The organism is Paraburkholderia sabiae (assembly GCF_030412785.1).
Classification (GTDB): domain Bacteria; phylum Pseudomonadota; class Gammaproteobacteria; order Burkholderiales; family Burkholderiaceae; genus Paraburkholderia; species Paraburkholderia sabiae.
Map to the genome: position 1 here is coordinate 3095115 of NZ_CP125295.1, position 19550 is coordinate 3114664.

Here is a 19550-nt window from a genome sequence, read left to right on the forward strand (position 1 = left end):
CCCGCGTGTTTTGTAATGACATGCCTGCGCATGCAATGACTACTAAGACGATCGTTTAAGTCTTTCGCTTAAATGCCCCACTGAATACCAGCCCGGGGGGCGTTCTGCTTCTTTCAGCTTCTGTCAGCGCGCTCCCAGCGCCTGCGTGACGGCCCGCACGACATCGGATGGATCGGCTGAACGTGGGAACCATGTGTCCCAATGCGCCCAGTCGAGCCGCGCATCGTCGGTCGAGAAGGCGATCATCACAGGCCGATCCTGCACATCCAACGCTTCGAGCAGGTCGTCCGCAGCGACGACGCCGCGCGGGCTCGAACTCACGATCACACGTGGATTGAGCCGCCGCGCTTCGTTGCGCGCTTCTTCCGTCGTGAGCGCGGGCATCACGTACATGCCCTTCGACGTCAGACGCGACACCAGTTGCGACAGACGTCCGGCATCGGGATCGAGCACCAGCACATCGATGCGTGCTGCCGACTGCGCTGCGCGTCGATGCAGACGCGGCCGCACGCGCGAGCGCACCCAGCGCCTGAGCGGCCACACGGTCCGGTTGAGTTCGTGCCTCAGCACGAGACTTCTCCACACGTGCGGCGCGCTGAACCCCGGACGACGCGCCTGACGTTCGAGCAAGCGCTTGCAGCCAGGCAGATGAAGTAGCGAACAGCCTTTGAACCAGCGCAGATCGCGATGCGTGTTCCCCGACCAGTGGCGTCCGACCATGCGATGTGCGCCGAGATCGATGATGGGATGGCCATCGTCGGCAAGCAGATTGAGTGCAGCGGAAATAAATGCTTCGTCCCCGTTGTGATTCAGTTCGTGGATGAGATGCGTATAGCGCTCGAAGCACGCGTGCGCGCGCGGCACCAGCGCGCTGATGAATCCCGCCGATGCGACGAGAATCTCGCCGCCAAACCATCTCGGGTTCTGCAGCCGCGTGCCCGCCACGGATTCGAGATCCGCGATCACGCGCGCATCGCCATAAGCCGAGAACTCCTGATCGGAGATATCGAAAGCGCCGACGCCCGTCATCAGGCAGCGCGCCAGCAGTTCTCCATCAACCGTGTGAAGCGCGAGCATGTCGGTGTCGAGCACCATCAGCAGTTCGCCTTCTCGCAACGTCGCGCCTAACTGCTCCATCATGTCGAGCTTGAAATGCGCGCTATAGAAGCGCGTGATCTTCGGCAGCGTGAGTACCGAGGGAGCCAGCTGTATGACGTGCGGACGCGCGTCTGCGTCGACCTTCTCGAGATACTGCATGACCTGATCGGCAACATTCGTTGCCACGGTCAGTGTGGGCAGTCCCACTGCCTTGAGACTCCGGTTCAACGTGATGGCCTGCTCCACATAGCAGAAGGGATCGTCGCTCGTGCAGTTGGGGCTGCCTGCGCTATCCGTTTCGATGTAGACGAGCGCGCACGGCACCACGCCAACGGCGCAATGAAGCAAGCCGGACGGTAAAGGTGACGTCTGTCTGATTGTTGGTGCGAAGTCTTTGCGCAGGAGCGCTGCGTCGAACATCGTCGCCTCCGGGTTGACAGGAAAGGTGAGGCGCGTCGTCCTCGACCGCTGCTCAGGCTGCATGTGACACGCTTTCGCAATGCGCATTCAATGCGTGGCGCATGGGAATAGCAGCATCCATGCCACACGGATAAATGACATGGAGTCGGAGGCTGTGGAAATTACGCTAAACGTGTTTTGAAATTTTGTCGTGTAGCGTGTGCAAATTCGAGGAGCGGAATTTGCTGGGATCGGCAAGTTTTTCATTTTATGCGAATGCAATGCACTCGTCTGAAAGACTTGCTCAATTGTCAGGGTGGCTCGTAACGAAACTCACGAACGCGTTATAGGGAAGATTCAACGTCACGCCATCGATCATCACGCCATACGTCGCGTCGCCGCTATCGAGCACGTAGTACATCACCGATTGAATGTTCTTTGTCTTTCTCGCCTGATAGTAAGTCGCGTATCGCGCGCTGATGTAATTCGCGCGATATGACTGGCTCTTCTCCGGCCCCGTGTTCCATTCGGTGAGCAGAAACGGCACGCCATAACGCGCCTTGCAGTACGTGGGCAGATCGAAGCCAGGACCGGCGCCATCTGTGCCGAGATCGAAGATGTCGCCGTAGACCTCGTAGTTGTGCCACGTCGTCAGATCCCATCGCACTTGCGGATAGCCGCTCGTACCGTCGGGCTGTCGGCCGTCCCACAATGCGTCGGCGGCGCCGATATCGGCCACGCAGAAGTTGATGCCGCACTTCGCGCCCGGTTGCGCCGACTTCACGCCGTCGATCATCCCGCGCATCACGCCGCGCATGGCGGGCCAGTTGCCGTTGCTGAAGTCGGCGGCCTTCGTACCTGCGTTGGTCGAGTCGAGAATGATGGCGCTGTCGCGCGTCAGTTCGTTACCGCATTCGTACATCACGACACCGTACCGCGACAGCGCCGCAGCCACCGTCGCTCCGCATGCCTTGCCTCGCGCATACGCAGCCGATTCGCTCGTGAACACGACGCCGTTCGAGTCGCGCACGCCGATGTTGACGAGCACGAACAACGTCAACCCTGCCGCCTGAAATGCCTGCGCGAGACGCGTTACAGCGCCGAGTTGCACGGGGTCGTCGGTGCAGCCGACACGGTATGTCGAGCAGCCCATGTTCTGCATGATCTGCACGACTTGCGCGGCCGTGTAGCGGTAATCGTAGTGTCCGTTGATACCGTGAAATGTGCCGCTCGTTGCCGCGACTGCGATACGCGGATCGCTGCATGGCAGCCACTGGTCGAGATCGGTGCACACGTAGAACTGGCCGCCCGTCGAGCGATACCAGACCTTTCCGCCGTACCACAGCAGCAGCGCGACATTCGACGTCACGCCGACATACGCGTTGTTGCGCAGAACCATGCCGTTGGACACGGTCCATAGCGCGCCCATCTTGTCGATGATGTATGGGGCCGACGGAATGGTGGTGCCGTCGGCGGACGTGCCGCCCAGACGCGGGTCGTTGCACGCGAGCCAGGTCGTGCCGTTCCATCCATAGAACTGTCCGCCCGTGCCCTTGTGATACACGCCATTGCCGTACCACAGCAGCAGCGACACGTTATACGTGTTGCCCGCGGCGACACCGTTGCGATACACGGACCCGTTGACGAGCGTCCAGAGCGCGCCCTGGTTGTCGGTGATCGACGCAGCGGGCGGCACTTCCGTGCCACTGGGCGATCCGACCGTGCCACTGTTCGAACCAGCGTTGGGATCGGTCGACGAACCCGACGTAGCGCCGTTCGACGTGTTCGTCGTCCCTCCGTTGACGGCCGACGACGTCTTGCCGTTCTGCGTCGTCGACGTGTTCGATGTGGTCGCGGTCGTGGCGCCCGTCGTCGCGCTGCTGCCCGTTGCGCTGGCGCTGCTCGCGTTGCCCTCGCCGCCCGCGCTGCCGCCACCGCCACCGCATGCGGTCAGCACGAAACCGCCGCCCATCGCGGTGACCAAACCAAGAAACTGACGACGTTTAACCATGACAAATCAATCCACTGCGCGCAAATACGCGCGACGAACAAAGCGAGAGGAACTGGCGGCAAGCGCGACAGCGAAAGACATTGCGTCTCTCACATTCGATTCGCGATCCTTATCAACTGATGCTGTGTGCCGCTAACTGGCCGATCGGCAAGCGTCCCGGTTCAAGCGTTCGCTATCGGGGCGTCAGAAGATTGCGGTAAATATTCCCGCCGTTGATCCGAGTCGTACAGTTAGTGTCTGGATGTCGGCACGCAGAATCCACATGCGCAGGGCAATCGCCAAATAACACGATTTTTGCGAAATTCCGCAAAGCACGGGAATGAACTACTTGGGTCTACGGGAATGGCCTTCGCCGATTTACCTGTTAATTCCCTTTTAATCGGCTCACTGGAATTTATTGGTGTCGCTTTACGATTTCCGCAATTCGGAAAGCGGCATTTTTTTCCACGCCATCTCCACGTCATCTATATGCGGGCGAAAGAGCGCGTCTTCGTGCTCGATAAAAACCAGCCGCACGCGAGCGATCCCCTTATCCCTGCCCGTCCTGGTGCCTTCATTGCCCGCGTCAGCGCCTGTCTGTATCGTGAAACCGTGCATCAACACGACATCCCGCGACTCGCACAAGGATCATCCATGACAACCGCGTCAAACACTCAGCCCGCTTCACCGATCAGCACCGACGTGCTGATCATCGGCGCGGGGCCCGTGGGTCTGTTCGCCGCGTTCGAAGCCGGTGTAATCGGGCTTTCGAGCGTAATCGTCGACAACATCGAGCGCGTGGGCGGCCAGTGCATCGAGCTGTATCCGGACAAGCCGATCTACGACATTCCGGCGATTCCCTCCTGCACCGCGCGCGAACTGGTCGACCGGCTGCTCGAACAATGCCGGCCGTTCGAACCGCCGCTGCATCTCGGCCATCGCGTGGAAACGGTTGAGCGGCAGGACAGCGGGCGCTGGCTCGCGCGCACGGACAAAGGCCTGACATTCGACGCCGCGTCCATTCTGATCGCGGCGGGCAACGGCTCGTTTGTTCCGCAACGCTTGCAGCTCGACGACGCAGCGCCGCTCGAAGGCCGTCATGTGCACTACAGCGTGCGCAGTCTCGACGACTTCGCCGGCAAGAAAGTGGTGGTGGCGGGCGGCGGCGACTCCGCACTCGACTGGACATTGGCGCTGCTCAGCGTCGCAGAGCGCGTCACGCTCGTACATCGGCGCAACGGCTTCAGCGCGACGGATTCGAGCGTCGCGAACATGCGCCGCGCCGTCGAAGCGGGCGAAATGGACTTCGCGGTCGGCACGATCACGAACCTGAACGCACCGGGCGGACGGCTCGAATCGATCGACATTCGCCAGGCCGAAGGCTCCGTGCAGCATGCCGCCGATCATCTGCTCGTGCTGTTCGGTCTCGTCGCCGATCTCGGTCCGATTGCGAACTGGGGCATCGAAGTGCAAGGCGGACGCATCACCGTCGACACGTCGAACTACGAGAGTTCGTGTCCCGGCATCTTCGCGGCAGGCGATATCGCGGGCTATCCGAACAAGCAGAAGCTGATTCTGTCGGGATTTCACGAGGCTTCGCTCGCGCTTCGTAAAGCGTACAGCTACGCATTTCCCGAGAAGAAGCGCGTGCATATCCATTCGAGCTACGACGCGAAACTTGCGGAACGCGTCGCCGCGTCGCACGCTTGACGCAACGCGCTCCGTGTATTGCGCTTCGTGTATAAAGGAGGAAGCCAGAATCCACGGAGCCCGACGTGTCCGAAACGCCGCCGTCAAGCACGAACCCAGCCGCCGAAGATCTCCAACCTTCCACGTGGCGTCGTTATGCGCCGTGGGCCATCGGCGGCGTGGTCGTGCTGCTGCTCGTCATTCTGTTCGTTGCGTTCGGCTCGTCGCGCAAGAGTCCGGATGAACGCGCGCTGAGCGAACTGGGTTTCATCAAGGGCACCTGCAGCGACAGCGATACCACCGGCGCGAAAGCCGATTCGGCTTGTCTCGCGCTGCGCGCGCAGCCAACCTTGACGGCGTCTCAAGTCGCGGCCGCGGTGCCGCATCTGAAAGACTCCGATCGCAAGATCGAACTGAATCTCGCGAACACGCAGATCGACAACCTCGACGCGCTGAAAGATCTCGACACACTGGAGTCGCTCGATCTGACGGGAACACCTATCTGGAACATCGACGCGCTCAAGGACATGCATTCGCTGAAGCGTCTCGTGCTTCATCGCACGGAAGTCGAGAACATCGCGGCGCTTAAAGGACTGACCGGTCTACAATCGTTGACGCTCTGGGACACGCGCGTTTCGAATCTCGACGCGCTGAAGAGCCTGACCGATTTGCAGCAACTCGACTTGCGCGACACGCAGGTCCGCGACCTCGATCCGCTCGAAGATCTGCCTCATCTGGAAACGCTGAAACTCGGCGGCGCGAGAAACGTGCGCGACATCGACGCACTCGGTGCGCTCACGTCGCTGAAAACACTCGACCTGAACGAGACGCAGGTGGACAGCATCGCGCCGCTGAGAAAGCTGCGCGACATGCAGGCGCTCTACCTCGCCAACACGCCGCTGCGCGACATCGACGCGATCAAGAACATGCCCGCGCTGAAAACGCTCGTGCTGGACGGCTCGAAAGTGGACGATATCGACGGTGCGCGCGGGCTGTCGCAAATGGACACGCTCGTCCTCGCGCGCACGCAGATCACGAACATCGACGCACTCAAGGGAATGACGAACCTGCAAAGACTGAATCTCGCCGATACGCGCGTCGACAATATCGATGCGCTCAAAGACCTGAGAAACCTTCGCATGCTCAACCTTTTCCGCACGAGAGTTCGCAACATCGATGCCCTAAAAGGTTTGACTAATCTGCAAGAGCTTTATCTCGCGAACACGCCCGTCGAAGACGTCGATGTGCTCAAGGGTCTCACCGGGTTGCGCGAACTTGTGCTCTACGGCACCAAGGCGAGGAACGTCGACGACCTCAAGACGGCGCTGCCGAAAACACGGATCGTCTGGTAAGCCTTCGACATTTTTGCAACAGGTGCGCAAGGTCACACAGCATCGGCCTGGATTTTGATAGTCTGTATCTGCCGACACGCGATGCATGGCGACGGCAAAGAAATTCGACCAGGTGTCTGAGTACCGGAGGGTACGCTCATGCTTAACTGGCTTGCAAACCTCATCTCCCATCACGCTCCCACCCCCGAAAAACAGGCCGAACGGGCCTTGAGTGATCTTCGAATGGGCCTCTTCCAGGCTGAGCAGCGCGTTCTGGATGCGCAGTTGCAGGCCGATTATTACCGGTCGCGCATCGCGTTTTGCGAGCAGGTGGCAAAAACGGGCATCGAACAGGTATTCGATCGTCGCAAGAACCCGCCGCAAGAAATCGCCGCCGACACGCTGCGGCCAAGCCTCAAACTGACAGCAGCGCAATAGCGCGACGAAAGCGGTGGCGCGCAGCGCGCGTCACCGCCGATCGACGGAGTGCGTCATGCGCCGGAATACGGCTTGCCGTCCTTGTGCAAGAACCGGCCGTCGCTGCTCGGGCTCATCATGTCGATGTCCGCGCAAGTGATCACATCCGCGGGCGAACGCGAGCCGACTTCGAGATAGACGGCCATCGCATTCGACCGGTTGATCATGTGATGCCCGTTGCCGGAGTTCTTCGGAAAGGCCGCGCAGTCGCCCGCGCGCAGCACTGTCTCGCCCTCGTCTTCGATCAGCACCAGTTCGCCTTCGAGCACGTAGACGAATTCGTCTTCGGCCGAATGCCAATGGCGCTGGCTTGACCAGTTACCCGGCGGCAGGCGCATCAGGTTCACGCCGAAATCGGCGAGCCCGCCCGCATTGCCGAGCCGCTGGCGTATGCGCGCGGCGCACGGGGCGTCGAATGGCGGCGGATAACCCGTGCCTGGGATTTCGGGGACGTCGGCAATATCGATTCTGGGCATCTGCGGCTCCGTCGATGCTGATCGGCAAACCAGCAGTCCGGCCATTCTAGTTCGAGCCTTGGCCCTGCCGCGAGCATGCCCTTTTTTGCGAGGCAGTCGCAACTCGGCGTACGATGCATACCGCCCCAGTATCCATTCCCCCCGACTCATGAAAGATTCATCACGCTCTGGTTCACTCGGGCCGTTGCCCTACGTCGTCGCGGCAACCTTCTTCATGGAGTATCTCGACACGACGATCATCGCGACGGCCTTGCCGCAGATGGCGCAGTCGTTCGGCACGAGTCCGAATGCACTCAGCCTCGGCATGAGCGCCTACATGATCGCGCTCGCGATCTTCATTCCGGCGAGCGGCTGGGTCGCCGACCGCTTCGGCTCGCGCAGTGTGTTCTTCTCGGCCATCGTCACGTTCACGCTCGCTTCGCTGTTGTGCGGCGTGTCGCAGAACGTGGTCGAATTTACCGCTGCGCGCGTGCTGCAAGGCATCGGCGGTGCGCTGATGGTGCCCGTGGGACGGCTCACCGTCGTGCGCAGCATCGACAAGAAGCAGTTGATGCAGGCCATTTCGACGATCACCTGGCCCGGCATCGTCGCGCCCGTCGTCGGACCGCCCATCGGCGGCTTTATCACCACGTATGCGTCGTGGCGCTGGATCTTCCTGCTCAACCTGCCCGTCTGCCTCGTCGTGCTGATTGCCGTGCTCAAGTGGGTGCCGAATCTGCGCAGCGCGGAACGTCGCCCGTTCGACGCGCTCGGCCTCGTGCTCAGCGCAATGACGTTGACGGCGATCCTGTACGGCGCCGATATGGCGAGCCAGCCGGACACCAATCCGTTCGTTGGACTCGGCGTCGTCGTGATCGGACTGGCCATCGGCTGTGTGGCGTTTTATCAGGCGCGCCGCCAGCGGCATCCGCTGATCGACGTGAGCACGCTGAAAATCCCGACGTTCTCCGTCACCGTCGTCACAGGGACGATCACGCGCATCGGCATCGGCGCGGTGCCGTATCTGATGCCGCTGCTGTTCCAGATCGGCTTCGGGCTGTCGGCGTTCAAGTCGGGCCTGCTGCTGCTCGTCAGCGCAACGGGCAATCTCGGCATGAAAGCGCTCACGACGCGCATCCTCACGCGTTACGGCTTCCGGCGTGTCGCCATCGCGGCCAGCACGATATGCGGCATGTTCACGATCGTGTGCGGCATGCTTACGCCCGACTCGCCGCTCGCGTGGATTCTGCTCGTCGTGTTCGTCTACGGGCTCGGGCGTTCGCTGCAGTTCTCCACGCTGGCGACGCTGGCCTACGCGGACGTTCCCTCCGAACAGACGAGCGCAGCCAACACGCTGTGGAATGCAGCAGCGCAGATGAGCATCGGCCTCGGCATCGCGTTCGGCGCGGTGGCGCTGCGTGCGGCATCGGCGGTGAACGGCAATGGCAACGCTAATGGCAATGGCGGCGATCACGCGCACGTCTTCACGCTCGGCGACTTCCGCTTCGCGTTTCTGTGCGCAGGCGTGGTGACGATTGCATCGGTGTACGGCTACGTGAAGCTCGCCCGCGATGCCGGAAATCGTTTGCGCGCCGCGTCGAACTGAATGCGCGTATTCAGGCGCTAATTAAGGCGAATTAGAAGCGCTATTCGGTTTCAACACACATCGCGCATAAAGCATCATTCGGTACTCAAGCTTCGATCACGCACGCCGATATCCGGTGCATGAATGAAAATGAACTTGACAAGCGCTTTCCCGAAGATCCGATGTGGAACGTCGCACAGGCGATCGAAGGCTGCGTGCGCGCGATCCGCAAGGCGCGCGGTAAGCTGAATCCGGAAGATTGCACGCCCGGTACGATCGAATACGAAGCGGTCACGATGGACTTCATCGACGACTGCATCCGCTCGCTGGGCGGCGATCCCGACGCCGAAGACGAGGAAGGCGACGAGGGCGACGAAGGCCAGTTCGGCATCGGCGCGACGGGCTGAACGCGCCTCTTCCTGTGGCGACATCGTGCGCGGAGAAAACGCCCGTGCGGACCTGCAAAGGCAAGCCGTTGCCGTTCGTGTAGGCTAGCGTCTGATCCGTAATGCATCGCAATGCGTTGCCAATGTATCGAATAGATCGATGCATTGCGCGTTGCCGAACCAAGGAGATGGCGTGAAGAAACGGCCGGCGTCGACACCCGAATTCATCTGGCTCTTCTGCTTTCTCGTGCTCGCGGCTCTCGCGCCGACCGTGTTCGCGAAGGTGTTGCTGGTCGCTATCTGTGCGCTGCTCGGCTGGCTCTATGTCCGTTGAAGCTCGCGCAAGTTGAGATCAGCGGACGGCCACAGGAAGACGCGCGACGAACACCCAGTCGAGATAGCTTTTCGCGCTCTCGAACCCTGCAAATTCCCCCGCGAAACGCGCAACCTGAATGGGATGCGCTTTCGATGCGCTGTGTATGCCCACGATCGTCTGTCCATCGGGCGATCTGACCATTTCCCAATCGGCCTTGCCTGTCATTGGATCTGCATAGAGCTTGCGCAGATGCCGCACGACATTCGGATAGCGCGGATCGCGCAACAGATCGTCCAGCGTGCGCGGCTGATTCGGCTGACCGACGGGCGTCGCGAGCGCATAGCTCAATAGCGCGCGCTGAAACTCGCCGCCTGTTATCAACAGTTCCTTCTCCGCCTCGCGCCGCTGATAGATCGCGCCGAGTTGCATCGTCGCGGCCGCCGCCACGCCGATAATCGCGATCAGGATCAGCAGCGCGAGATACGCATAACCGCGCGCCTGTGCCTTGCGCCGTGTTGTGCCGCTACGCATGGCGTTAAAGCGCTTCATACGGTTTGCCGTTGCTGTCCGCGCCCTGCGCGCCGCTTTTGATGTCGTAGACCTTGCCGGGAAACGGCTCGTCGGGCGGCACGATGTGCCAGGTCGTCGCGCTGTCGGTGATGGGATCGATGGGCAGCGTGCGCAAATAGCGCTTGTCGACAAGTTCTTCCAGCGACTCCGGGTAGCGCCCGACATCGCCGTAAAACCGGTCGATCGCATCGCGTGTCGCGTGCAGATTCTGCGCGAGGATTTTTTCCTTCGACGCGTCGATCGAGTGGAAGTAGTTCGGCAAAGCGATCGTCATCATCAGCGCAATGATCGACAGCACGATCAGCAATTCGATCAGCGTGAAGCCGCTTGCGCGCCTGCGTCCTGTCGTCGTGACCATCACCATTTCCGGTAGGGAACGCCATTGAGTCCAGTGCCCGCCGACATCGAATAGACGTCGTACACGTCGTCGCCTTCCTGCGGATCGTCGGCCTCGCTCGCATAGCTGCGCTTGCCCCACGTCGCGGCATCGCCGGATTGCGAGTCGGGATTCATCGGATCGCGCGGTATGCGGCGCAGAAAAAACAGCTTGTGTCCCTTCGGGTCGGTCTGGTCCTTCACGCCGTCGACGAGCACGTCGAGACCGGGCGGATAGCCCGTCGCGCCCGCCTCTTTCGCAATGCGCCCGTCCTTGCTCGCGACCTTGTACGCATCGATCGCGCTGCGTATCTCGTGCAGCGCGACGCGCAATTCCTGCTCGCGTTCCCGCTGACGCATGACCTGCGCGACGGGCACCGTCATGCAGGCGAGCACGCCGAGAATCGCGAGCGTGACGAGCAGTTCGATCAGCGTGAAACCGGCCGCCGCACGCGTCGATGAAATGCGCGAGATCGCTCTCGTCATCGCGCGCCCACGCTGAGGCTGTACGCGGACGGCGGCGTCATCGTGACGGGCAAGCCCGCCACGCCTTGCACGGAGCCGGGCTGAACCTGGATCGATGTCTGCGCCGCGGGCGCCAGTGCGCGGAAGCTGAGCACGGCGAAGGTCGCTTGCGCGGACCCGCCTGTGCCGCCCGGCGCGGAGTCGGCGAGAATCAGCTGGCCGCCTTGCGCGACGCGATTCGAGAAGCTCGTCTGCGCGCCGCCCTGCTTGAGGAAATCGCCTTCCGTCACGCCTGTGAACTGCAGCTTGGACACGTCGTAGCTGACCGTCGCCGATGCGCTCGTCACGGGCTGATCGGCTTGCATCAGCAGCGCGACGGTGACCGAGTCGCCCGTCTTGACCTGCGGCGGACCTTGTATCGACATTTCGGCAGTGCCCGGCGCACCGCCACCGCCGCCAACCAGAGGCGTCGTCTCGCCGCCCAGATACGCGCCCGCGCCTGCGCCGTATGAACCCGTGCCGCCGCCATACGCGCCACTCGAACCATTCACTCCCGTCTGCGGAAATCCCGATCCGCCGCGCTGTCCCGTCGCGCTCGAATCCACCGTTTGCGACGCTCCCGAAGAAGCCGTCAAAGGCGCGGGAGTCACGATCCCGTTCGACTTGATCATGCTCTGCATGTTCGTCTCGGTGCCCGACGTGAAGTACGCGAGCGACGCGTCCGGATGCCGGATATTGCGCACCAGGTGCGGCGTGATCGACAAAACGATTTCCGTGTTCTTGTCGTCGTCGGTCGTTGCGCCGAACAGGCGACCCAGCACGGGCAGTTGTCCAAGCCCCGGAATCTTGTTGCCCGACGTGCGCTCCTGGCTGTCGATCAGCCCCGCCAGCACGTCCGTCTCGCCGTTCTTCAGCTGCAGCACGGTGCTCGCCGTGCGCGTGCCGATTTCATACGCCGTCGTGCCCGACGAACCGGTGATCTGATTCAGCAGACTGCTGACTTCGAGCGACACCTTGATGCCGACCGTGTCGTCGAGATAAATGGTCGGCTCGACGTTCAGCGTCAGACCGATGTCGAGATAGTTGATCGACTGCGAGACGAAGCCGGTGGACGTCGCCGTCGACGTGATGTTCGGCACGCGCTCGCCGATCAGGATCTTCGCCTTCTCGTGATTGCGCACGCGGATGCGCGGATTGGTCAGCAGCTTCGCATTCGAATCCTGGCGGTTCGCGTTGACGGTCGCCTGAATCGTCGACACGCCGACCGTGCGCGAAGTCTGATTCAGCAGATCGTGCAGCGACAGCGCAGGCGACGTGCCCGAGCCGCTCGACGAATACGAAGAACCATACGACGAGCCCGACGACCCGCCGCCCGATGTAATCGCGTTGAACGCGCTGCCCGCCGCCGTCGGCGTGAACGTGACCGACGACGGCCATGCAATACCGAGATCCTGCATGCTGTTGCGCTGCACTTCGAGCACTTCGACTTCGAGCATCACTTCGGGCTCGGGCACGTCTTCGAGCGCGACGAGCTTTTCGGCCATCCGGATCGCATCGGGTGTGTCGCGCACGATCACGACATTGAGCTTCTCGTCGGCGACGACATCGTGTGACTTGACGATCGTCTTCAGCGTATTCGCCACCGTCTTCGCATCCGCATTCGACAGGAAGAACGTGCGCACCGCGAGTTCCTGATAATCCTTGAGCTTCGCGGGCGTGTTCGGATAGATCAGCACCGTGTTCTCGTCGAGCACCTGCTGCGACAGCTGATTCGTCGCGAGCACGTAGCGCACGGCCGCTTCGATCGTGCTGTTACGCAGATAGATCGACGTGCGCTGATCGGTCTTCACGTCCTTGTCGAACAGAAAATTCAGCCCTGCGCTGCGCGAGATGACGTCGAACACCTGCTTGAGCGGTGCATCCTTGAAGTCGATGCGAACCGGCTTGCGATACGCGCTCGCAAGCGCGGCCTCGACGCGCATGAAGCCCGCGTCCGCGCCGAGCCGGCGCTGTAACGCCAGCGCACGCGGATGCGCGGGCGCTTCCGTCAGCACCTTCGCGATCAGGCCGCGCGCGCCGTCGACGTCCTGCTTCGTGGCCAACGCTTCCGCCCGATCGACGAGGCCGTCGATCCGCGCCGAACTCTCGAGCGCAGCGAGGCCGGAATGCGCGCGCTCGTTCGCGGGATCGATGGCGAGCGCGTGCTGATACGACTTGCGCGCCGCCGCGCGTGCGCCGCTTGCCGCGAGCCGGTCGCCTTCTTCGTCGAAGCGCGCGACGGCGTTCGCGCGCTCCGCAAGCCATGTCGCGCGGTAATGCGGATCGCGCGGATCTTGCGTGACGGCCTGCTGCAGCTTCGCGAGCCCTTCATCGACCTTGCCTTCGGCCATCAGGTTCTTGCCGTCGCGATACGCCATCTGCGCCGCACAGCCGCTCACGACGACGGGCACGATCACGCACAGCGCGAGGGTCCGCGCGTGGCGCATCGCGAAGCGGGACAGCGCTGCCCTTAATGTTGCAAATGGCGTAGCCAACGGTTGTGTTTCTGTTTTTGCTTTCATCAGTCGGCGCTGCCGATATCGAGGGTTTGAACCAGCTTCAGAGGCAAGTAGACGAGCGTCATGGTCGGCGGGCTGATCGCATCGACGCGATACGTTCCGTCGATCACCATCTGGTCGCGCGCGATCACCGTCTCGTCGCCGCGCGCCAGATACACCTCCCAGTTGCCATCCGCGCCCTGCTTGCCGAGATAGGTGAACGGCAGGCTGGGCACAGCAGGCTCCGGCGGCAGCGGCGGTATCCCGGCGCCGGCGGGCGCGGCGGACGGCAGCGGCGGCGCGAGCGAACGGCTGCCGAACAGCGCATGCTCCTTCGCGTCCGCCGATGCAATGAGTTCGCTGCGAGCGCGCAGCGCCGCGATGCCTGAATCGACGACAACTGTGCGATCGGCTCGCACGGCTGCAATCGCAGCGCGCGGCACCGCTTCGACAACCTGATCCACAGGCTTCGTGCGCCCGAATGCAAGCAGACCTGCGCTCGACACGAAGAGCAACGCGAGAATCGCGTGCTTGCGTTTCATCGGCGGACCTCGCCTGAATCGGCGCGCAGAAAAACGGTGAAGCGCAGATTCGCCTCGATGTTCTGCTCGCTGGCCGAGCTGCGCCTGAAGCGCATATCGTCGAGCGCTGCGTACGGAACGGCCAGCAGCACCTTTTCGGAGAAGCGCCGCAGATGCGCATAGTCGCCCTTCACGGGCAGGATGATGGTGTAGGTCTCGAAGCGACCGTTAGCATCGCGAGCCGGCTTGTACTCGGCTTTATCGAGCGTAACGCCGGTTGAGTCGGCGGCGTCGAACAGTTGCGCGACGATCTGCTCGCTGTGCGACGCATCGCCCAATGCTTCGTAGAACGCGCTCAAACGCGCGGCGGCCATCGCAGGCGTGGTCACAACAGGCTTCGGCGGCGGCGCTTTGCGGGCACGCGCGATATCGCGCGACTGCATATCGACGCGTGCCGCAAGCGTCGGCATCACCACGAGCCACAACGTCGCGGCACACAGCGCGAGCGCGCCCGCGAGCACGATGCCCGCACCCGCGCGCGCGGACGCGAGACCCAGCATCAGACGTACACGCAGCAGCGCTCGCGCAATAGTCGGCAGTGTCATGACGCGGCCCTCCGCCATTGCGCTTCGATCTGAAAGCGGATCACGCCATCCATGCCGTCCTTCGTGCGTTCGTGCCTGACGAGCGTGACGCGCTCGAACAGCGGCTGCTGCTCCAGTTGCGTCAGATAGTCGATCATGTCCTTCGCGTTGGCGCACTCCGCTTCGAGTTTCAGCAGCGCTCGCCCGGGTTCCGGCGTGATCGACAGCAACGCGATCTGTGAGGGCGTCGCGGCTTCGACGGCATCGAGCATCTCGCCCCACGGCAGATTCAGACGCGCGACGGCGGCGTTGACGGCGGCCGCCTGTTTCGCGTCGATGGGCGCGCTTGCCCGCGTAGCCGTTGTTCGCGCAGCACGTGCAGCGAGGCGCGCCGCTTCACGATCGAGCGAATCGAGATTTGCCAGCAATCCATACGCGCGATAGCCCGCGAACGCGCATGCCAACAGCGCGGCCAGCGACAGCACGCGCACGACAGGCCGCGTCCGATCCAGCATGCGTCGCCAGCTGAACGGCGCGAGATCGATGTGAAGACGTTTCATCGTATCGCGCGGTGCTCGCGTTGCGGATGCCAGTGAACAGTCAGGCTCGTTTCGCCCGATGCGGTTGCATGTGTTTGCCACGCGTCGGACGGCTCGCCATGCATGTGCAGCGCAGACGGTGCAGGCAGATTGTCGAGCAGCGCGGCGCGCGCAATCTGCTCGTGCAGCCAGGCTTTCGATGGAAGCCCATCCGGCAATGCAATCGTACGCACGGCAGCAAGACGCGGCTTCTTTGCGCGCGCGACGAGCCCAAGCGTCAGCGCGCCATCGCGCTGCGTCGCAAGCCACGCATCCGCGCCCAGACGTCTACGCGAGCGATTCCATGCCGCGATGAAATTCGGTGTCGCGGAAACGAGGCATCCGCGTTGTGCCGTCACGGCGAGTTGCAATGCCACGTGCAGACGCTTCGGCACCGCACAGGCGAGAAACGGCTCGGCGGCTTGCCAGTCTGCCGCCAGTTGCCAGTCCGACAGCGGGTCGCCGTACAGCAGCTGAAAACGCACCGAAGCCGCAGCGCGCAAGTCCTGCATGCTCGCGCCGTTGGCAGGCGGCGTAACGATGAAATAGCGCACGAGATCGTCGCCTAGCGTTGCATGAACCGCCATGCGATGAACGCCCGCTGCATCCAGCGCTGCCGCAATCTGTGCAGCAAGCGTATCGGGCGGCGCATCGGCTAACAACGGCTGATTCACCACCACAGGCGCGGCTTTGCGCGAGCGATTCAAGCGCACCACCGACACCCTCTCGCGCGACACCTCAAGACGGCATTGCCCGCGCGGCCACATCTTCATCAACCGATCACGCATTGAGCGTCACCCGTTTCACTTCCGCGAGCGTCGTCTCGCCGCGCTTCACCACATTCAGCGCGACGTCGCGCAAACGTCGCGTGCCGTTCTTGCGCGCGACGTCCTTGATCGCGCGAATCGGCTGCTTTTCGACGACCATGTCACGGATTTCGTCGTCGAGAATCAGGATCTCCGCAATCGCGCGACGTCCTCGATAACCCGTGCCTCGGCAATCGCCGCAACCCGTACCCTGTCGAAAATCGAAATCGGCGACATCGGCGCGGCTCAGTGCGAGACGCGCGAGTTCGGCGTCCGTCGGCACATACGGCGCAGCGCAATGCGTACAGTTCACGCGCAACAGACGCTGCGCCCAGATGCCGTTGAGCGCCGACACGAACGCATACGGATCGATGCCCATATGACTGAAGCGGCCGAACACGTCGAACACATTGTTCGCGTGCACGGTCGTCAGCACAAGGTGGCCCGTCAGTGCGGATTGCACGGCGATCTCGGCCGTTTCGCGATCGCGGATTTCGCCGACCATGATCTTGTCCGGGTCGTGACGAAGAATGGAACGCAAGCCGCGCGCGAACGTCAGCCCTTTCTTCTCGTTGACGGGAATCTGCAGAATGCCCGGCAACTGATATTCGACGGGATCTTCGATCGTGATGATCTTGTCGCGTCCGTTGTGGATTTCGGTGAGCGCGGCGTAGAGCGTCGTCGTTTTGCCCGAACCCGTCGGGCCCGTCACGAGCAGCATGCCGTACGGCTCTTCAGCCAGCGCGCGCAGCGCCACCAGCGATTCGCTGTCGTAGCCCAACGCTTCGAGCGTCAGCGATCCATACGCTTCGATCATCGCGCGCTTGTCGAGAATCCGGATCACGGCGTCCTCGCCGTGAATGCTCGGCATGATCGACACGCGCAAGTCGATGTCGCGCCCGCCCGCCGCAACGCGGAAGCTGCCGTCCTGCGGCACGCGCCGCTCGGCAATGTCGAGTTCGGCGAGCACCTTCAGGCGCGAGATCACCTGCTCGGCGGTTTCGACGCCGTTCAGCGTCGCCGCCGCATCGAGCACGCCGTCCACGCGATACTTCAGCGCGAGCCCGTTCGGCGTGCTTTCGAGGTGGATGTCGGATGCACCTGCTTTCAGCGCATCGTAAAGCGTCGAATTCACCAGCTTCACGGCGGGGCTCGCCGCCTCGCTGACGGTCTCGAACGACAGCACCTGGGCGGTGCGCCCCTCGGCCTGCGCTTCGCCGCCGCCCGTCACGAGGCTGTCGATCGCGCGCGTCGATTCCTCCATGCGCGCGTGATACGCCTGCAAATCCGACGGCAGCGTGAGACGAATGTCGATCGACGCACCCGCTTGCGCGGCGAGCCACGTTTGCAGATCGAGATCGAACGGACTCGTCACGACGCCGACGAAACGCTCGTCGTCATCGCGCAGCAATACGCAGCGTCGCTGCATCGCGCGCGACAGCGGGACGCGATCGAATGCGGGCTTGAGCGCGAGCATGTCCGACGTTTCGATCACGCGCATGTCAAGCAACCGCGCGAGCGCTTGCAGCACGAGGCGTGGCTCGATGCCCGTCAACGTCTCCAGTTCCGCGACGATATGGCGCTGCGTCGCGGACGCCGCCGCGCGAGCACGCGCCAGCAGTTCGGCGTCGAGCAGCGGCGCGATGGATTCACGCGCGGTCATGACAGTCCTTCCGCGAGATCGAAGATCGGCATGTAGAGCAGCACGACGATCGTGCCGACGACGATTCCGATCGCCGACATCAGCAGCGGTTCGAACATGCGCGTGAAGCGGTCGATCCATCGGCTGATTTCGCCGTCATAAAACGCCGCCGATTGCGTGAGCATCGTGCCGAGTTCGCCCGAACGTTCGCCGACGCGCAACATGCGCAGCGAAATCGGCGTGGTGAGATCTTCGGCATGAAACGACGCGGACAGCGGCGCGCCCGCCTGAACGGCGGCGCGCGCACGCACGAGACCATCGCGCAACGCGGGCGAGATCGTGCCGCCCGCTGTTTCCATTGCAGCGACAATCGGAATGCCGCCTTCGAGCAACATGCCGAGCGTCAGATAAAGCCGCGACAGTTGATAGATACGCAGATGCGGCCCGAGAAGCGGAATCCGGCCGAGCAAACCGACGAGCCCGAGCCGCGCAATCACCGAGCGCACAGCCGCGCCGCCCGCCAATGCAACAGCGACGGCCGCCGCAAACAGCGGCAGTCCATGCGCCGACGCGAACTTGCCCCAGTCGAGCAGCACCTGCGACATCCACGGCAAGCTGCGGCCCGTTCCTTCGTAGATGGTCGCGAAACGCGGCACCACATACGCGATCAGAAACGTCGCCACGCCGCCGCCCACGACGAGCAGGATGCTCGGATAGATCGCCGAACTGACGAGCTTGTTGCGCACCGTGTCGATGCGCGCCTGATAATCGACGTAACGTTGCAACGAGCGCGGCAAATCGCTCGTCCCTTCCGCTGCGCGCACGATGCCGACATAAAGCGGCGGAAACACATCGGGCTGCATCGCGAGAAGACTCGAAAAGCGCTTGCCCTCGCGCAGCCCCGCGAGCAGCCGTTCGAGGATGCCGCGCAGTCGCGCATTACCTTCGCGCTCCACTAAAGCCTCAAGCCCTTCGACGATCGACAGCCCCGCCGTCAGCAGCGCCAGCAGTTCCTGGCTGAACAGCACGAGCGAGATGCCGCCGCGCGCCGCCTTCGACGAACGCAACGTGCGCTGCGCGCGAACCTGCGTTGCGTGCAGGCCGCGCGCTTCGACCTGGCGTCGCGCGTCACTCTCGTCCTGCGCATCGACGACGAGCGCGACGATCTGGTTGTCGGGCGACAGCGCCCTCACTTCGTACGGCATCTTGCTACTGGCTCTCGATGTTGGCTCGCGTGTGCGGCGTCATTCGCTGCTGATGTCGGCGTCTTCGCCCGTGCCGCCCGGCTGGCCGTCGCGTCCGTACGAGATCACCGCGTAGTCGCTCTTCGTACCCGGCACCTGATACACATACGCGTGGCCCCACGGATCGAGCGGCACTTCCTTCTTCAGATACGGACCAGCCCATTTGTCCGCGTTCGCCGGTTTGACGACGAGCGCATTGAGGCTTTCGTCGGCGGCGGGATAACGGCCGACGTCGAGCCGGAAGTTATCGACTGACTTGGTGAAGACATCGATCTGCGCACGCGCGATCGTCGCCTGCGACTTGCCGAGTTGCGAGAAATAGCGCGGCCCAACGAGCGCCGCCAGCATGCCGATGATGACGAGCACCACGAGCAGTTCGAGCAGCGTGAAGCCCTTGTGTTTCGTGCGCCACGCGCTGTGTTTTGCAAGTGCGCGGCGTTGTGTGACTGACTGCATCGATACGTCCTTCAAAAAATCGGACGCCCGCGAGGCGAGCGTCCGT

General features: G+C 62.8%; 21 protein-coding genes. 6 read left to right on the top strand and 15 right to left on the bottom strand.

Annotation, left to right across the window (positions count from 1 at the left end):
* Positions 1 to 123 precede the first annotated feature (123 nt).
* From QEN71_RS13860 to QEN71_RS13870, 3 genes are all read right to left on the bottom strand, one after another.
* The gene (locus tag QEN71_RS13860; RefSeq protein WP_201651628.1) at positions 124 to 1518 is read right to left on the bottom strand and encodes a response regulator receiver protein; all 1395 of its coding nucleotides are present in this window, start codon (positions 1516 to 1518) and stop codon (positions 124 to 126) included.
* A 283-nt stretch (positions 1519 to 1801) separates the two neighbouring features.
* The gene (locus QEN71_RS13865; protein ID WP_201651630.1) at positions 1802 to 3508 is read right to left on the bottom strand and encodes a hypothetical protein; all 1707 of its coding nucleotides are present in this window, start codon (positions 3506 to 3508) and stop codon (positions 1802 to 1804) included.
* 408 nt (positions 3509 to 3916) lie between these two features.
* Positions 3917 to 4105: a hypothetical protein gene (locus QEN71_RS13870; RefSeq protein ID WP_201651632.1), complete on the bottom strand. Its 189-nt coding sequence runs from the start codon at positions 4103 to 4105 to the stop codon at positions 3917 to 3919.
* A 36-nt stretch (positions 4106 to 4141) separates the two neighbouring features.
* Between QEN71_RS13870 and QEN71_RS13875 the strand changes: the two genes are divergently transcribed.
* The 3 genes from QEN71_RS13875 (at position 4142) to QEN71_RS13885 (ending at position 6945) form a co-directional block, all read left to right on the top strand.
* Positions 4142 to 5197, top strand: coding sequence for an NAD(P)/FAD-dependent oxidoreductase (locus tag QEN71_RS13875; protein WP_201651634.1), 1056 nt, complete (start codon positions 4142 to 4144; stop codon positions 5195 to 5197).
* Positions 5198 to 5262: 65 nt separating this feature from the next.
* Entirely contained in the window at positions 5263 to 6528 is a 1266-nt protein-coding gene (locus QEN71_RS13880; protein WP_201651636.1) for a leucine-rich repeat domain-containing protein, read from the top strand.
* Between the two features lie 138 nt (positions 6529 to 6666).
* The gene (locus QEN71_RS13885) at positions 6667 to 6945 is read left to right on the top strand and encodes a hypothetical protein (protein ID WP_201651638.1); all 279 of its coding nucleotides are present in this window, start codon (positions 6667 to 6669) and stop codon (positions 6943 to 6945) included.
* Between the two features lie 53 nt (positions 6946 to 6998).
* On the opposite strand, the gene QEN71_RS13890 is transcribed toward QEN71_RS13885, so the two are convergent.
* Positions 6999 to 7460 carry a cupin domain-containing protein gene (locus QEN71_RS13890; RefSeq protein ID WP_201651640.1) on the bottom strand — a complete coding sequence of 154 codons (462 nt, stop codon included), beginning with the start codon at positions 7458 to 7460 and terminating at the stop codon, positions 6999 to 7001.
* Positions 7461 to 7608: 148 nt separating this feature from the next.
* Between QEN71_RS13890 and QEN71_RS13895 the strand changes: the two genes are divergently transcribed.
* The 3 genes from QEN71_RS13895 to QEN71_RS13905 all read left to right on the top strand — a co-directional run bounded on the left by QEN71_RS13895 (position 7609) and on the right by QEN71_RS13905 (position 9744).
* Complete coding sequence (locus tag QEN71_RS13895; RefSeq protein WP_201651643.1) at positions 7609 to 9045, top strand: DHA2 family efflux MFS transporter permease subunit; 1437 nt, start codon at positions 7609 to 7611, stop codon at positions 9043 to 9045.
* Positions 9046 to 9164: 119 nt separating this feature from the next.
* Complete coding sequence (locus QEN71_RS13900; RefSeq protein WP_201651645.1) at positions 9165 to 9431, top strand: nucleoside-diphosphate kinase; 267 nt, start codon at positions 9165 to 9167, stop codon at positions 9429 to 9431.
* Positions 9432 to 9603: 172 nt separating this feature from the next.
* Entirely contained in the window at positions 9604 to 9744 is a 141-nt protein-coding gene (locus tag QEN71_RS13905; protein WP_201651647.1) for a hypothetical protein, read from the top strand.
* Positions 9745 to 9762: 18 nt separating this feature from the next.
* Here QEN71_RS13905 and QEN71_RS13910 read toward each other — a convergent pair whose 3' ends face one another.
* The 11 genes from QEN71_RS13910 to gspG are packed head-to-tail and all read right to left on the bottom strand — an operon-like array spanning position 9763 to position 19504.
* Positions 9763 to 10275 carry a type II secretion system protein gene (locus QEN71_RS13910; protein WP_233471873.1) on the bottom strand — a complete coding sequence of 171 codons (513 nt, stop codon included), beginning with the start codon at positions 10273 to 10275 and terminating at the stop codon, positions 9763 to 9765.
* A complete protein-coding gene (locus tag QEN71_RS13915; RefSeq protein WP_377789841.1) occupies positions 10262 to 10654 on the bottom strand; it encodes a type II secretion system protein in 393 nt (130 codons plus the stop codon). The genes QEN71_RS13910 and QEN71_RS13915 overlap by 14 nt, the downstream gene beginning before the upstream one ends.
* Complete coding sequence (locus QEN71_RS13920; RefSeq protein ID WP_201651651.1) at positions 10654 to 11157, bottom strand: type II secretion system protein; 504 nt, start codon at positions 11155 to 11157, stop codon at positions 10654 to 10656. Before QEN71_RS13920 ends, QEN71_RS13915 begins: the two co-directional genes overlap by 1 nt.
* Positions 11154 to 13670, bottom strand: a complete 2517-nt coding sequence (locus QEN71_RS13925; RefSeq protein ID WP_233471875.1) for a secretin N-terminal domain-containing protein — start codon at positions 13668 to 13670, stop codon at positions 11154 to 11156. The genes QEN71_RS13920 and QEN71_RS13925 overlap by 4 nt, the downstream gene beginning before the upstream one ends.
* 26 nt (positions 13671 to 13696) lie before the next feature.
* On the bottom strand, positions 13697 to 14215 hold the full coding sequence (locus tag QEN71_RS13930) for a hypothetical protein (RefSeq protein ID WP_201651655.1): 519 nt from the start codon (positions 14213 to 14215) through the stop codon (positions 13697 to 13699).
* On the bottom strand, positions 14212 to 14799 hold the full coding sequence (locus QEN71_RS13935; protein ID WP_201651657.1) for a hypothetical protein: 588 nt from the start codon (positions 14797 to 14799) through the stop codon (positions 14212 to 14214). The genes QEN71_RS13930 and QEN71_RS13935 overlap by 4 nt, the downstream gene beginning before the upstream one ends.
* Positions 14796 to 15338 (bottom strand): PilN domain-containing protein, encoded by a 543-nt coding sequence (locus tag QEN71_RS13940; protein ID WP_201651659.1) that lies wholly within the window; start codon positions 15336 to 15338, stop codon positions 14796 to 14798. The genes QEN71_RS13935 and QEN71_RS13940 overlap by 4 nt, the downstream gene beginning before the upstream one ends.
* Positions 15335 to 16144, bottom strand: a complete 810-nt coding sequence (locus QEN71_RS13945) for a hypothetical protein (RefSeq protein WP_201651661.1) — start codon at positions 16142 to 16144, stop codon at positions 15335 to 15337. The genes QEN71_RS13940 and QEN71_RS13945 overlap by 4 nt, the downstream gene beginning before the upstream one ends.
* On the bottom strand, positions 16137 to 17825 hold the full coding sequence (locus tag QEN71_RS13950) for a GspE/PulE family protein (protein ID WP_201651663.1): 1689 nt from the start codon (positions 17823 to 17825) through the stop codon (positions 16137 to 16139). The genes QEN71_RS13945 and QEN71_RS13950 overlap by 8 nt, the downstream gene beginning before the upstream one ends.
* Entirely contained in the window at positions 17822 to 19009 is a 1188-nt protein-coding gene (locus tag QEN71_RS13955) for a type II secretion system F family protein (RefSeq protein WP_201651665.1), read from the bottom strand. Before QEN71_RS13955 ends, QEN71_RS13950 begins: the two co-directional genes overlap by 4 nt.
* 39 nt (positions 19010 to 19048) lie before the next feature.
* Complete coding sequence (gene gspG, locus QEN71_RS13960; RefSeq protein WP_201651667.1) at positions 19049 to 19504, bottom strand: type II secretion system major pseudopilin GspG; 456 nt, start codon at positions 19502 to 19504, stop codon at positions 19049 to 19051.
* Positions 19505 to 19550 lie beyond the last annotated feature (46 nt).